12 protein-coding genes are annotated in these 15474 nt (G+C 48.7%); all 12 read right to left on the reverse strand.

The window, feature by feature from the left end; all coding sequences use genetic code 11:
* Positions 1 to 3: 3 nt before the first annotated feature.
* A complete protein-coding gene (gene xseA, locus M2134_RS00860) occupies positions 4 to 1353 on the reverse strand; it encodes an exodeoxyribonuclease VII large subunit (protein WP_280749510.1) in 1350 nt (449 codons plus the stop codon).
* Complete coding sequence (locus M2134_RS00865; RefSeq protein WP_280749511.1) at positions 1346 to 2719, reverse strand: S8 family serine peptidase; 1374 nt, start codon at positions 2717 to 2719, stop codon at positions 1346 to 1348. Before M2134_RS00865 ends, xseA begins: the two co-directional genes overlap by 8 nt.
* Positions 2720 to 2794: 75 nt before the next feature.
* Positions 2795 to 3274: a 2-C-methyl-D-erythritol 2,4-cyclodiphosphate synthase gene (ispF, locus tag M2134_RS00870; protein ID WP_280749724.1), complete on the reverse strand. Its 480-nt coding sequence runs from the start codon at positions 3272 to 3274 to the stop codon at positions 2795 to 2797.
* Between the two features lie 30 nt (positions 3275 to 3304).
* Positions 3305 to 4504, reverse strand: coding sequence for a type IX secretion system outer membrane channel protein PorV (porV, locus tag M2134_RS00875; RefSeq protein WP_280749512.1), 1200 nt, complete (start codon positions 4502 to 4504; stop codon positions 3305 to 3307).
* An 86-nt stretch (positions 4505 to 4590) separates the two neighbouring features.
* Complete coding sequence (porU, locus tag M2134_RS00880) at positions 4591 to 7998, reverse strand: type IX secretion system sortase PorU (protein WP_280749513.1); 3408 nt, start codon at positions 7996 to 7998, stop codon at positions 4591 to 4593.
* Positions 7999 to 8007: 9 nt separating this feature from the next.
* Complete coding sequence (locus M2134_RS00885) at positions 8008 to 8622, reverse strand: fumarylacetoacetate hydrolase family protein (protein WP_280749514.1); 615 nt, start codon at positions 8620 to 8622, stop codon at positions 8008 to 8010.
* 4 nt (positions 8623 to 8626) lie between these two features.
* Positions 8627 to 9277, reverse strand: coding sequence for a redox-sensing transcriptional repressor Rex (locus M2134_RS00890; protein WP_280749725.1), 651 nt, complete (start codon positions 9275 to 9277; stop codon positions 8627 to 8629).
* Between the two features lie 481 nt (positions 9278 to 9758).
* Positions 9759 to 10103 (reverse strand): 50S ribosomal protein L20, encoded by a 345-nt coding sequence (gene rplT / locus M2134_RS00895; protein WP_280749515.1) that lies wholly within the window; start codon positions 10101 to 10103, stop codon positions 9759 to 9761.
* Positions 10104 to 10209: 106 nt separating this feature from the next.
* Complete coding sequence (gene rpmI / locus M2134_RS00900; protein ID WP_280749516.1) at positions 10210 to 10407, reverse strand: 50S ribosomal protein L35; 198 nt, start codon at positions 10405 to 10407, stop codon at positions 10210 to 10212.
* 54 nt (positions 10408 to 10461) lie between these two features.
* On the reverse strand, positions 10462 to 11100 hold the full coding sequence (gene infC / locus M2134_RS00905; protein WP_280749517.1) for a translation initiation factor IF-3: 639 nt from the start codon (positions 11098 to 11100) through the stop codon (positions 10462 to 10464).
* Positions 11101 to 11124: 24 nt separating this feature from the next.
* On the reverse strand, positions 11125 to 13092 hold the full coding sequence (gene thrS / locus M2134_RS00910) for a threonine--tRNA ligase (RefSeq protein WP_280749518.1): 1968 nt from the start codon (positions 13090 to 13092) through the stop codon (positions 11125 to 11127).
* 139 nt (positions 13093 to 13231) lie between these two features.
* Positions 13232 to 15334, reverse strand: a complete 2103-nt coding sequence (locus M2134_RS00915; protein WP_280749519.1) for a tetratricopeptide repeat protein — start codon at positions 15332 to 15334, stop codon at positions 13232 to 13234.
* Positions 15335 to 15474 lie beyond the last annotated feature (140 nt).

Below are 15474 nucleotides of genomic sequence, written 5' to 3' on the forward strand. Positions count from 1 at the left end.
GATTTATTTGTTTTTTACTATCTCATGTACCGTCGATTCAACCTCCCCGTCCGTGAAGCGAGTGGTCAGCCTGTCGCCCGGTTGAATATCTTCGGCTTTCTTTATGATTTTCCCCTCTTTCAGGGTTAGGCTATACCCGCGTCGCAGGATATAGTCCGGAGAGACCATCTTCAGGAATTGTTCAGTCAGTTCCAGGTGGCGTCTTTTCTCGTTCCCGAAATGCACCAGGCTGTTTTGCAATCTTCCCGTGAGATTCCCCAATAGGGAGTCATGGCGTGTCAATAGGGTCGATGCCAGATGTGGCAAGCGTCCCGTTATGCCTTGCAGCAGATTCCGGTTCCGCTCCAGCCGTCCGGTGACCAACGCTGGGAGGCGGGTGCCCATGAGCTGAAGATAATTCTTTTGTTCCTTAAGGTGAGTGGTTGCCTGCAGACGTACGCGTTCGCAAAGATTGTTTATCTCTTGCGCGACCTCGTCCATCTGTTCGATCAGAAACTCGGCCACGGCTGTTGGTGTTTTCAGCCGCCGGTGGGCTACCATATCGACTATTGTATCGTCGCGCTCATGTCCGATGCCCGTCAGAACCGGTATCGGGAACTGGGCACAATGGGCGGCTAACAGGTAACTGTCGAAGCTGGCCAATTCGGAGGTGGCTCCCCCACCGCGAATAATCACCACGACGTCGAACAATTCATAGTGTTCATAGACCGCATCCAGTGCCGCCACGACCGATACTTCGGTCTTCTCTCCCTGCATAACAGCCGGAAAAAGACGGGTATAGAAACAGTAGCCCGCCGTATGATGGGTCAATTGGTTCATGAAATCTTCATATCCGGCGGCTGTCGGCGAGGTGATCACGGCAATGCGCTGGGGCAATGTCGGGAATTCCAATTCCTTATTCAATGTAAACACTCCTTCCTCCTGCAGTTGGCGGATAATCTCCAGGCGCTTGCGCATCATATCCCCCAAGGTATAGGTCGGGTCGATATCGACAATGGTCAGATTGAATCCATACACCTCGTGGTAATCGACCAATACCTTCACCATCACCTTGATGCCCGATGTGAACCGTTGTCCTGTCTCCTGCTCGAAGTAGGGTTTGAGCATCCGGTAGGTCTTGGCCCAGATCGTCGCCCGTGCTTTGGCTAACAGCTGCCCGGTCTTTGGGTCTTTCTCGATAAACTCCAGGTAGCAGTGACCGGAGGTCGCATTGGCACGCACATCGCTCGTCTCCGCTTGCAGCCAGCAGCCATCAGGAAAGGCTCTGTTGATCGCTCCTTTCACCTGCAGGTTAAGCGCCGAAAGCGAGATTGCTTCGGGTGGCGTAGATGTATGAAACAGGCTATCAGTCATTTTTCATTCCTTTTTTATGTGCTTTACTGAGGTTCGGTATGCCGTAGCCCTTCTCCGCGTCCGGTCGTTTGTGTTGGCTGGCGGTCGTTTGTAATAGGGTAATCAGTCGGGTAGGGGTCAGCTCGGGGATAGCCTGCCACAGACAGGCAACCAGCCCGGCCACGATAGGCGTGGAGTAGGAGGTGCCATTGGCATAACGGATCTGTCCTTGTTCGCCAATCACACAACAGCCACTGCCCAATGCCGTCACATCCGGTTTGACGCGATAGTCGGCCGTAAACCCCGTGGAGCTAAAGCTGCTTTTTTCTTTTTTGGAGGTGATAGCTCCGACAGTCAGGATATCTGTCGCGTCGGACGGGAAGGTGATCTTTCCCCAAGCGCTATTGCCTTCGTTGCCGGCACTGCAGACCACCAATATACCTTTCTCGGCCGCCATGGCTGCCGCTTTGCTGATAAAGGCCGTTTTCCCGTCCAAGAGCTCTTGTGAGTAATTCATCTCTTTCGCATCGAAAGAGGAATAACCGAGGGAAGAGGTGATCAGGTCGATCCCGACACTATCGGCATATTCAGCGGCTGCTGCCCAATAATCCTCTTCGATAGGAAACTCCGTAGAACTGTCTTCGCTGCGCAGCAGCCAGTAGGTGGCATGCGGTGCTGTTCCGACCATAAGGCCCGGCTGGTTGGCGGCCAGGCAGGACAATACCCGGGTACCGTGATCATCGCCTTGAAAAACAGGTTGTCCGGGTGCCACAAAGTTATAGGTTCCGCCGATCCGCAAAGAATCGAACACGCTGATACGGTCCACATGCGTAAATCCGGCATCGATCACCGCAATCCGCATCCCTTCACCGGTATATCCCGCTTCGTGCAGGCTATTACCTTGAAGCATATCGATTTGTTTTTGAGCATATCCGTAGTAATCGGGCAACAGCTCATCGGAAGGATAAAGTCGCGTGGTGTCAGTCTCAGCAAAAGAGGTTCCCTTTTCCCTATGGGCAACGCCTTTCCATACCAGCTTCACAGAATCAACAAAAGGAAGATCCAGCAATCGATCTGCTATCAAACTGTCGGAAGAGGAAACGGCTACCGTGGAGAGCCATTTGCTCTTTGTGATCAAGACCCCTCCTGCCTCTTCCAGCGCTTGCAGATAGGAGGCAGAGATCGGCAGATCGGACTCAGTCAACAGGTTCCCTGTTTTCAGGCGGCGTTCGATGGCCCGGGCAGAGAGAAACTCCTCCGGCTTCTCAAGCGTATGATTACAATCCCCTTTGTCTTTCAGGTAGACACGAAAGGCATAACTTTCCGTTGCTGAAAGAGAGAAACAGGATATAAATACTAAAAAAAGGATTGTAATCAGTCTATTCATGTCATTCGTTCACCTTATCTATCATACAAAAGTACAAAAAATAGAGCAACAATGAGACTTGAAGAAAGGAGCTTTTTAGCGCGCCGTGATCAACACGGTAGCGTAGGCAGCCATGCCCTCTTCCCGGCCAACGAAGCCAAGACGTTCGCTTGTGGTAGCTTTGATGGAAATATCGTTTTCATCGACCGCCATAACAGCAGCCAACGTTTGTTTCATGGAGGGGATATGCGGGTTGATCTTCGGACGTTCGGCAGCGATGGTCGCGTCGATATTGCCCAGCTCGTAGCCCGCTTCGCGAAGGAGGCGCATGGTGTCGCGCAGGAGTATTTTGCTGTCGATGTCTTTGTATTCGCCAGCCGTATCCGGAAAATGGTAACCGATGTCGCGCAGATTGGCAGCCCCCAACAAAGCATCGCAGATGGCGTGAATCAACACATCAGCATCACTATGTCCCTTCAGGCCTACCGTATGATCGATACGTACGCCTCCCAGCCATAGATCCCGGTCGGGAACCAACTGATGCACATCATATCCAAAACCAACCCGAACCTTCATCATTAATCATTAAACATTGATCATTAACCATTATCTAAATAGATTCCGCAACCCGTCCATATCGAAAGAGAGGGAGAAACGAAGCGTTTGGTCGAGCGGATTACTGGGAACGGTACTGATCAGATAGGCAGCATCCAATTGGAACACGCTCATCTTGAACCCGGCACCCAATGAGAAGTATTGACGGTTACCCATATTTTCGTTTTCATAGTAATAACCTCCTCGCAGGAAGAACTGATCATTGTATCCATATTCGACCCCGAACGAAGCCATCACCTCTTTCATCTCGCCGCTGAATCCCTGGGGGGAGTCATGGAACGATTTGAATACCCCTTTGATCGATCCCATGTTTTCATATTCGACCTTGTCTTTGTCGTACTGCTCAATTTCTTCCTGGCTGGGGTTTCCGGAGAGAACAGGCATTGAGGGCACCAGGTATTTACTCAGATCCAGATAGAATCCGATCGTATTGAAGTCGTCTATCGGATAAAGCAATCCGGTACCGATCTGCAATTTAGCCGGAAGGAACTTATTGGTATGCCCACCATCGTAGGTAATCTTCGTACCGATATTCGAGATATTAAACCCAAAACTCCAAAGGCTTTCGCTGTATCCCAGCATCACATATTTCTCCAGATACCCGGAGACGTCGGCTGCGTAGCCATTGGCAGGCGACATATCGTCGGTTGATTGCGCGTTCATATCGGAACGGATATAACGCAAGGCTACAGCCATGGAGTAGGATTCAGACAGCTTACGGCTGTAGCTCACGTCGACAGCCATTTCATAGGGATTGATAATGGCCGGTATACCACTCATCTCTCCTTGTGAGTCGTTTACTTCTCCCAACGAGAAATAACGGATAGAACCACCGATTGCCTGCAGGTCGCTATCACCAATCTTATAAAAACCGGAGAGGTAAGCCAAACCAACGTCGTTTACCAGCTTACGTAACCAGGGCGTATACGAAAGAGAGACCCCGGCTTTGCTGTAATTGAACGCGTATTTAGCCGCGTTCCAGTATTGCGAGTTGATATCCGGAGTAGTTGCTACCCCGTTATCACCCAAGGCGCCTCCACGGGCGTCAGGAGCAATAGAAAGAGAGGGGATCGCTGTATAGATAGGAGCAAACTTTGTTTTTATATCATCGCCCTCAGCCTTGAGGGATGTAAACGAAACAGTCAGAAGAATGATCATCAAACCAATACCTATGCGAGAAGTTTTCATCATATATAACTTATTTGTTGATATGTTAGCCGGCAGTTAGACCCAACACCGGATATTAAACGTATTATAATAACTGTTTTATGGCAGCTTTATTGTCCGAGCACAATTAATTTATTGCCTTTTGTCGCCTCTTTGGAATAGTGAGTTTGGATAGCCGCTTTGTAGATATAGACACCGGGACGAAGGCGTGCACCGTCATTGCCCACCATATCCCAGCTCACAATATAGGACTTAAACAATTCCGAAGAACCCTTTTCCTGATGTTGCCAGCGCAGACGTCCGGCGGTATCGTAAACATAGAGTGAGACAGTCATCAGCGTCTCCGGCCGGTTGTGATCGAGACGAAACTCAACGCGTTCGCGTGCCGGATTGGGCGAGGCATTCACTTCGATCAAATCAGGTTTTAAGCCTTTTTCTACGATGAATGTGATCGTATCGCGCGTGGAGTTGCTATGAATATCCCATATCATAAACTCAGCCGTATGCTCCCCTTCCGACAGCTCGGGGATAGGGAATACCACCCTTACCTCTCCTTCCCGGTCGGCCACATTCTCTGCATAATTATTCAATGAATAACTCAACGAAGAATTTCCGTCGATGATCAACATAATATCCTGCCCAACGGTATTGTTGCTTACGTTGATACCGCTTTGATCCCATACATTGGCGACAAGCAGAGGCGTGGGATTCACCCGGTCTCCGCTTACAAAAGTGGAATCGTTCAGATAAAGTGAACGGATCTCCGGTCCTTCGTTATCTTCCGGTTTGTTGGGATTGGTACCACCCAGCCTGAAGTAAGAGAAGTCGCCATTAGCCTCCGTACCGGTCGTTCCATCTAACGCGTAGAGGTTCATTTTCCCGAAATCATTGGAATAGGAGATCTTATCGGTCAGCTGGAAAGAGAAACGGAAACGTCCGTTCTCCACCTGCGCATTTCCGGTGTGGAGCATATTGGCATATTCTGTGAATGAAACCGTTGGATAGGGCGAGGTGGGGTTGTTCTTCAGCGTTTCCTTATCAACCTTACTATCGAGGAAGGCGAAATTAGCCGTTCCCTGAAAGTCGGTCACGAGTTGGTCGTCGTAGTCAACAATCTCCCCTTCGATCACCACCTCATCGTAGGCACGAAGTGTCTCCGGCTCGTCGCCAACCGGTTTGCCATTGATCGTTGTCACCTTCATGGAGAGCTCCGGATAGGCCAGTTGCATGGCCGGGTCACCGATCAGGATGAAGTTGAGACGGTTTCTGTCGTTGAGAGCATTTTTCGTCAACCGCATCACCTCACCAAAAGCATGTCTTTGTGTGTTTTCTTTAGGGAAAAGATTTTCGAATAATTTCTTGTTAAGCGGACCGTTTTTAGTGGATAAAACAACACGCGTGGTGGTAAACAGTCCGATACCACCGCTGGTACGATTCAGGAATACCTGTTCACCGGCCGAGGTAGCCACCGCATCGAAGCGGGTGAAGTCGCAGGTCGCCGTAACCCATAGAGGCAACCGCTCATGGCTGGCAGTATTGATATCCGATTCGATCAATATCTTCTCATCGCTCCATGCCTGGGTGTCTCCGTGCCCTATATAGTTGACAGCTAATAAGCCCGTCTTAAACAGATCCAATAGGCGTTTGCGCACCTCCGGATAGGTAGCGGGAGAGGTCGATTTGTCTTTCTTATAGGCATCGAAATAGAGCTTGTTCAACCGATACTCCGGGTGGTAGTCTTCCATATGCAGGGCGAGACTTTCCGATTGTGTCAGGTGCGTATTGGTGAATGAATCCGACGTGTTCCCGTCATCAGCTACCAGCGCGATACTGTTTTTCCAGATACCGGTCTCTTTATTATTCATGTAGTTGATGATCTTTTCTACCGCATAGTAGGCCTCCGATTGCGTGCGGACCGGCAGACGTCCGATACCGATATCCATCTTCCAGGAGGTGAGAGCGTTGTCAATATTGGTAGCGATTGCCGGTTGATCCTTAAGAATACCAAAATAATCGTCTGTTACAAACGAATTGATATCGAGGGAATTCTCGGATTGATAGGTGAGCAACACACGGCTGTGTATCTCTTCGGGTGGATACGCGCTTTTGATCTCCGTCACGAGACCCCGGTTGTCGTATAGGCCATCGCCGAAGAGCAATAGGTATTTCGGTTTATTTTCTCCAGACGCCTTGTCGTAAAGCATTTTCATCAACCGACGGTAGGCGCTGGCATCGGGCGTTCCGCTGGAGAATTCGTTGTAGATATCCTGGGCCATCACCACTTCAACCGAGAGTCCATTTGCTCTATGCGCGTCGGCCAATCGTTCTGCCTGTTCGCGGAGGAAAGGAAGAGTGATGATGATCATTTCAATATTTTCCAGACGATGCAGGTTCTGATTAACCACATCGCCTGTTTTGGTCGGAACAATAAACCCACCGTTATTCGCTTGCACCAGGGCAAATTCGCGTAAATCTCCGGCTTCAATCGCAAACGAAAGTTCAGAACCGTTGAGCGATGTCTGCATCAATTTCACATCCGCCGGATCGGTCACATCGAACACCAGCGAATGGGCATTGGCGCCCTGGATCATAAACCGTGCATCCATACCGATCGACTCCACGCTGCGAAACAGGGTGTATGCTCCATACGGTTGAAGCTGACGCTTTACCTGCATACGGATATAGTCGAGATGGCAGTTCTCGTGGCTTGAACGGTCGTAGGATACTTCTACTTTGATCTTTTCCGTTTTGTCTCCTGTCCAGGTTTTGTTAATGGTTCCATCTTTGGCTCTTGTGTAGGTGCTGCCGTCGTCTCTAACCGTCGTAGAAACCGTCGTGTTGCCATTGATGACCATAGTAAAAGTGCCCGTTTCATTGTTTGTCCGGGCAATGGCGCGCATCGAGACTTTCGCATTGTCGTTGGTGATACCCGGAAAGGAGAAGTCGACGGTGCGGCTTGTTCCGCGCAGAGATTCGCCGAACAGTTGGCGACCGGACTGGTTGACAGATACCAGTTCTTTCTCATGCACCTTGTAATCATCATAGGTTTCGATGACTCTTCCTGTATTGTTATCTTTTCCCGGATCGGTTTCCATCTCCTTCGGTTCAAAGAAATCGCTCAGGAAATAATATCCTTTGGTTGAATAAGGGTTGTTGATATGTTCAAATCGATAGTCTCTACTGTTATACTCCCACCGTCTCACGCCTCGTCCGTAGAAAAGAATAAAGTTATCGCCTCGCCAGAGCGGTACGGCCGGCAGGTCGTCATGCCAGGAGAGGGTGAAATCTTCCTGCAAAGGCCAGCCACCATACCCATACACACCCACCTTTTCGGGGGCGCTGAAGCCCATTTTCTTCAGCTCGTCGTAGGTCAGCTTGCAGACGCCTGTCTCTTCGATCTCAATCCGTACCCATTTGCCTTCATGCAGTTTGGAGACAGAGGTATACTCAATCTTTTCTGCCCGGGCAAACAGACCGACAAAACACAAAAGGAGAGTTATATATAACGTACGATTCATCAATAAAAATTATTTCACATAAAAGTCTAACAACTTTTGGTTGCCCAGCCATCCGGTCAGGTGATCGTCTATTTTCACCGGGCCGACACCTGCCGGTGTTCCCGTGTAAATCAGATCGCCAATCTTCAGCGTCATAAAACGACTCACGTAAGCAATCAGCTGGTCTACCTTAAAAAGCATATCCGAGGTATTACCCGATTGCACGCTATTCCCGTTTATCTCCAGATGGAAAGAGAGGTTATTGATATCTCCTGCCTCTGAAAGAGGAACAAACTCCCCGATAACAGCCGAATGATCGAACGCCTTGCTCAACTCCCACGGTAGCCCTTTGGCGCGGAAATCACGCTGTAGGTCGCGTGCCGTAAAATCGATTCCCACCGTTACCTCATCATAATAACGGGAGGCAAAGCGTTCAGCAATATTCTTTCCGAGCCTGTTGATCCGCACCACCAATTCCGTTTCATACTCAATTTGCGAGGAGAAATCGGGGATAAAGAAGGGTTTTCCATCTTTCAGCAGAGAAGAATCCGACTTCATAAAGATCGTAGGCTCTGCTAATTCTAACGAATGATGCATCTCTTTATTGTGAGAAGCATAATTCATTCCGACAGCAATAATTTTCATAAGTCTATGGATTGAGCGAGTTTAATCGATTGTACATCACCGCCAAATGGGCATACATAGAGGTGTTTTGTACCACAATATGTTCCGGCACGCGTATACGGAAGGGGGTAAAGTTCCAGATGGCTTTGATGCCTCCGGCTATTACCTGGTCGGTAATCTCCTGGGCGTTCTCTACCGGGACAGTCAGAATGGCAATAGTGGCATTCAGGCTCTTTTGTTTTTCCATGAATTCACGGATATGATAGACCGGAATACCGTTGGTAACCTGTCCCGCCAATTCTTCTTTGCTGTCGAAACCGGCTACGATTTCCACACCATATTGCTTCAAGCCCGAGTCATGCAATAGGGCGCCCCCCAGGCTTCCTACCCCAAAAATGCAGGCTTTGTGTTGAGCCGTAAAGCCCAGAAAGTCTTCCAAAACATCAATTAATGACTGGATCTCATAGCCCACACGTGTTTTTCCGGAGATCTTCACAAAAGAAAGGTCTTTGGCTACCTGGCTGGCATCTACGCTGATCTCTTTCGCTATTTGGGTAGAAGAGACAAAAGTCTCTCCCCTCCCCTTGAGGAGTTTCACAAAAGCCAAATACCAAGGCAGCCTGCGTAGCGTAGGCTCAGGCACTTTACAGACTTGCTTTGAGTCGTCGTTGTTTATCATTGTCTGTTGGTATGTCTCTTTCTAAAATGCTTATAATGAACAAAGGTACGCATTTTCGATGGTTTATATAGCGATCGAAATATGATTTCTTCCGAATACCCTCCAAGAGAAAGCAAAAGAGGCATTCCTTTCGGAACACCTCTTTGTATAAAGAAAGCCGCACCATTAGATATGAACAAACTCCGTATGACAGGATTTGAGTGCTTCGTCACCTTTGTAATCCGCTGTGCTAAGCATACCCCGAAGGGCGCGGCCCGCCATTAGCAACGAGAGCGATGTCTCGGAATTGAAATAAACTTGATGAGTTTCCCAATCGAAAAAGTGCGGCTTAACTCCTCTTGTTTTTTTCTTATCACAAATATACACATTGACATCGACACTTCCAAATAATCGACAATCAATTTCTTTGTTATATAACAGAAAAAGGAGCCTCTTTGTTTAACAAGAGACTCCTTCGGGTTTCATAAAGTTATGACATTTACTTTACTTTGTCCACAATGGCTTTGAATGCTTCCGGGTGGTTTACTGCCAGGTCGGCCAACACTTTGCGGTTGATCTCGATTCCATTCGCATGTAAAGCGCCCATCAAACGGGAGTAAGACATTCCTTCCAGACGTGCAGCCGCATTGATACGTTGGATCCACAATGCGCGGAATGAACGTTTCTTGTTACGACGGTCACGGAATGCGTAAGTTAATCCCTTTTCCCAAGTGTTTTTTGCTACGGTCCATACGTTTTTACGCGCGCCATAGTAACCCCTGGTAAGCTTTAAAATCCGTTTTCTTTTTGCTCTTGAAGCAACATGATTTACTGATCTAGGCATAATTCTAATCTGTTTTTGAATGTTAGCGCCATCTTCTTACGGATGATCTTTTTGGCTAATGCATTCGGTTAATAAAAATCTTTTTTAAACTCGCTTTTTTAGAAGGTTACTTCAAGCAAAGCATTTGCTTTACGTTGTTTACATCCGCTGCGTCCACCAAACCGATGTGGGTCAGGTTTCTCTTTTGCTTCTTCGTCTTCTTGGTCAGAATGTGACTCTTGTAAGCGTGTTTTCTTTTGATTTTTCCTGTTCCGGTAAGGGCGAACCTCTTTTTGGCACCGGAGATAGTCTTCATCTTAGGCATTTTGCTTTATTTATTTATTGTTTATAGTAAAGATCCACTGTGGATCTTTTTGTTTTATTCTTTTTCCGCTTCGTTGTCGCCGTTCTCTTCTTTTGGGCTCTCCTCAGACGGTTTCTTGATCACTTTGGGCTTGGCTGCCGGAGCTGTCGAAGCAGCGGCTTTCTTCGGAGAAAGCATGATAATCATGCGCTTTCCTTCCAATACCGGCAACTGTTCCACTTTACCGAATTCTTCCAGGTCGTTGGCGAAACGAAGCAATAATACTTCGCCCTGCTCTTTGAACAGGATCGACCGTCCCTTGAAAAACACATAAGCCTTTACCTTGGCTCCCTCTTGAAGGAATCCTCTGGCATGTTTCAGTTTGAAGTTGTAGTCATGATCATCGGTCTGCGGTCCGAAGCGGATCTCTTTGACAACCACCTTAACCGATTTCGCTTTTTGCTCCTTCTGTTTCTTCTTTTGTTGATAAAGAAACTTCTGGTAATCGATGATCTTACAAACGGGGGGCACAGCATTCGGTGATATCTCCACAAGGTCGAGCTCACGTTCTTCAGCCATTTTCAGGGCCTGAAAAATTGAATATACGCCTTGTTCTACGTTGTCACCTACCAATCGTACTTCACGGGCACGGATGCGCTCGTTGATCTTGTACTGGTCTTTCGGACTTTCTCTCCTGGGAATTTCTCTCCTCATTAAAAAGTTTTATTCTCCTCGTTATTAGTTGTTTATAGCAGTCGACCTTTGCCAGCGATTCATCATTTCTTCTACCTCTTCAGTCAAAAGCGCTGCAAATGTAGCAATTTTCATCGAACCTTTATCACCTTCGCCCTGTTTTCTTACAGAAACCTCGCGATTTTCCATTTCTTTCTCTCCGACAATCAGCATATAAGGGATCCTTTTCAGCTCATTATCACGGATTTTACGGCCTACCTTCTCGTTGCGATCGTCTACGATCACGCGGATATCCGATTCTTCCAATTCGCGGGCAATCTCCCAAGCGTAGTCGTTGAACTTTTCGCTGATCGGCAGGATCGCCACCTGGTCGGGTGTCAGCCATAACGGAAACTTACCTCCCGTATGCTCGATCAATACCGCCACAAAACGTTCCATCGATCCGAACGGAGCGCGGTGGATCATTACCGGACGGTGTTTCTTATTGTCTTCACCGGTATATTCCAATTCGAAGCGTTCCGGCAGGTTGTAGTCTACCTGGATGGTACCCAACTGCCAACGGCGTCCCAAAGCATCTTTCACCATAAAGTCGAGCTTCGGTCCGTAGAAGGCTGCTTCGCCCAGTTCCACGCGTGCCGGCAACCCTTTCTCTTCGCAGGCTTCAATAATGGCGCGTTCCGCCTTTTCCCAGTTCTCGTCGGAACCGATATATTTTTCTTTGTTATCCGGATCGCGCAGAGAGATCTGTGCTTCGAAGTTTTCAAAGTCGAGCGCTTTGAAGATAATAGAAATAATATCCATTACTTTCAGGAACTCATCTTTCAACTGATCCGGGCGACAGAACAGGTGGGCATCGTCCTGGGTAAAACCACGTACGCGGGTCAGCCCATGCAACTCACCGCTCTGCTCGTAACGATAAACCGTACCGAATTCCGCATAACGGATAGGCAGGTCTTTGTAAGAGTGCGGCGTGAGCTTGAATATTTCGCAATGGTGCGGACAGTTCATCGGTTTCAACAGAAACTCCTCCCCTTCTTGTGGAGTGTGGATCGGCTGGAATGAGTCCTTACCATATTTCTCATAGTGACCGGAGGTCATATATAGGTTCTTTCCACCGATATGCGGCGTCATCACCTGCTGATAACCATATTTCTTCTGAATACGTTTCAGGAAGTCTTCCAGTTTCAGACGCAACTGTGTTCCACGCGGCAACCACAAAGGAAGCCCGGCTCCCACATTCTGCGAGAAAGCAAATAGTTCCAGTTCACGTCCGATCTTGCGGTGATCGCGCTTTTTAGCCTCTTCCAACAGAACCAGGTATTCGTCGAGCATCTTCTTCTTCGGGAAGGTGATACCGTAGAGACGTACCAGCTGTTTGCGTTTTTCGTCGCCCCGCCAATAGGCACCGGCCACATTCAGTATTTTAGCTGCTTTGATATACGAGGTGTTCGGAAGGTGCGGTCCCCGGCAAAGATCCGTGAAAGCGCCTTGTGTATAGGTGGTGATCGTACCGTCTTCCAATTCACCGATCAATTCTGTTTTATAGGTTTCGCCGCGGTCGCCAAACATCTTCATGGCATCAGTTTTCGTGATGTCAGCGCGTTTGATCTCTTCTTTGCGGGCGATCAGTTCCATCATTTTTGCCTCGATAGCCGGGAAATCACCCTCTTTGATGGTCATGCCTTCTCCCGGATCCACGTCGTAATAGAATCCATTTTCGATTGCCGGACCGATACCGAACTTAATACCCGGATAGAGCTCCTGCAACGCTTCCGCCATCAGGTGAGCGCTCGAGTGCCAGTAAGCATGTTTGGCTTCGTCGTCTTCCCACTTCAATAGCTTCACGGTAGAGTCTGCCTCGATAGGACGTGTCAGGTCCCATGTTTCACCATTTACGCTGGCCGCCAATACCTCTTGGGCTAAACGGGAACTGATGCTCTCCGCGATCTGCAACGCGGTCGTCCCTTTTGCAAATTCTCTTACGGATCCGTCCGGAAAAGTAACCTTTATCATACGATTTTTGCTTTGTTTTCTGAATAATCGGCAAAGATAGTGCTTTTTAGTTGAAAGTTGAAAATTGAAAGTTGAAAGTTTTTCCAACGTTACATTCACTATCCATTATCCATTATCAATTTTCCATTATCAATTAATTTCAGTTCGTCATCCGTTTGATAATATTGTAGGCATTGATGATACCCAGTTCGCCGGCTTTGCTTAGGTCGGTGATGCCTTGTGTGGTGTCTCCCAGGGAGAGGCGTGCCAGTCCGCGGTTGAAATAGGCTTCGGCGAAGTTGGGGTTACGCATTATAGCCTCGTTATAATCGGCTATGGCAGCCCGGTAGTCGCGTTGGGCGCAACGCAGGTTACCCCGGTTGAACCAGGCGTACACAAAGTCGGGATTAAGCTGAATCACTCGATCGTAGTCTCTCACGATATTTTCATGCGCGTATGCCCGTTGGTTTTCCAGGGCTTTCAGTGCAACCTGATCTTGTGAGATCTGTGCCTGCTGGTTTCTTCCGCTGTTGAGCGTCATGCTGGTAGACGATAGATCCAACTGGTTGTTTGTGGATGTCGACATCTCATATTCCATCTGTTTATAGCGCACCACCGCCCGGTTGTAGTAGGCCATACTGAAGCCGGGATCCAATTCGATCACCCGGTCGTAGTCCTGTATGGCTTCCTGGAAGTCCTGCACCAGCATATAGTCGATGCCACGGGCAAAATAGGCCACCGCATCCTCCGGGTTTTGCTGAATCTGCTGGGAGAGCTGATTGATGGAGTTGAAATGAATAGCCACCTGTACCTCGTTCAACGGTGCCTCTTCATTGGTGATACGCAACAGACGAGGTAATAACTGCCTGTTATTGAAGTCTTCCACCGTTTTATCGTAATAAACGAGCTTCTTCACCGGATCCGGTTTCTCATAATAGGTTAGGATAAAGAGAGGTTCCAGATCAACGCGTACGTTACGATCCTGCACCCTTCCCCGGATATCGCTCTGGTATTTGTTCTGCCATTCATCCTCTTTGTCGTACACCACCAGGCGGTTGAACTTCTCGATCGTCTTATCCGATTGTTCGCGTGTCTTGTCTTCCTGTGGCTCTTCCTGAGGTTCATCATCCTTTTTCTGAGCGGTATGGGTCGTAGAACGGCCGTTGCCTCCCTGTGACATTTTTTCTTCCAATTTGATCGCCGCCCAGAAGTCGCGATCCGCTCCCGCCTGGTCGTTCAGGCGACGCTTGGCATCGGCACGCGTATAATACCCGTCAAGAAACGAGGGGTATTCAGCCAATACCACGTTGAGGTCGTTGATCGATCCGCGCATATCTCCCGTTTCGTAGCGCAAGAGGGCACGGTTGTAGTAAGCCATGAAGTTGTTGGGCTCCAGTTCGATCACCACATCGAAATCTTCGATGGCGCGGTTGGTATCGCCCACCTGGGCACGCAATAATCCCCGGTTGAAGCGGGCAATCAGGTTACGGCTATCCATGGCTACCACCTGGTCGTAGTCGGCCATGGCGCCACGCAGATCGTTCATCTGGTAGCGCACCAGTCCGCGGTTGATGAAGTAGCCGCTTTGGCGGGTGTCCAAGCGGATGGCTTCGTTGTAGTCGGCCAAGGCACCTTCCAGGTCGTGTGTCTGATAGCGCAGGATACCCCGGTTGCCATAAGCCGGCGCGTAGTAGGGATCCATCTCGACGGCTTTGTTGTAGTCGGCCAATGCCTTCAGGGTGTCGCCCTGCTCAATATACATCGCTCCGCGGGTCAGGTAATTCATGGACTCACGCGGATGGGCTACCATCAGCGTTTCAAACGTCTCTTCCGCCCGGGCGAAGTCTTTTTGTTGGATATAGGCGACCGAGAGGTTCACCAGCATCCCCCGGTCTTCGGGACGGTATTCCAGTCCTTTTTTGTAGTCTTCGATGGCTCCCGCCAGTTTGTCTTGATTATGGCGGGCAATGCCACGGGCATAATAGGCCTGCACTAAGAAGGGGTTGCGTTCGATGCAAAGGGTACAATCGTCTTCTGCTCCTTTGAAGTCGTCGAGGTTGATCTTGGCCACCGCCCGGTAGAAATAGGGCTCTGCCAGATAGGGTTTTGCTTTGATCACCTGATTAAAATATTGTATAGAAAGGACATAATCCTCAAAATAGAGCGCATTCCGACCAATCGCAATGACCCGATCGGTATTCACCTGTGCCCAAAGAGAGAGGGCACTCATCCATAAAACGATCAAAAGCAAAATCTTCTTCATGCAGTATCCCTTGTTGTATTGCGGCAGTCCGTTTTCAGACCAATAAATTCACTATTTGTACGAATTAGGGACAAAAATAGAGAAATAAACGGTTTTTTCGGAATAATCACTTGTGAATTAGGAATTCTTAATGAAGAGGA

This window comes from Parabacteroides sp. PM6-13 (assembly GCF_029892605.1).
In the GTDB taxonomy this organism is placed as follows: Bacteria; Bacteroidota; Bacteroidia; order Bacteroidales; family Tannerellaceae; genus QVMG01.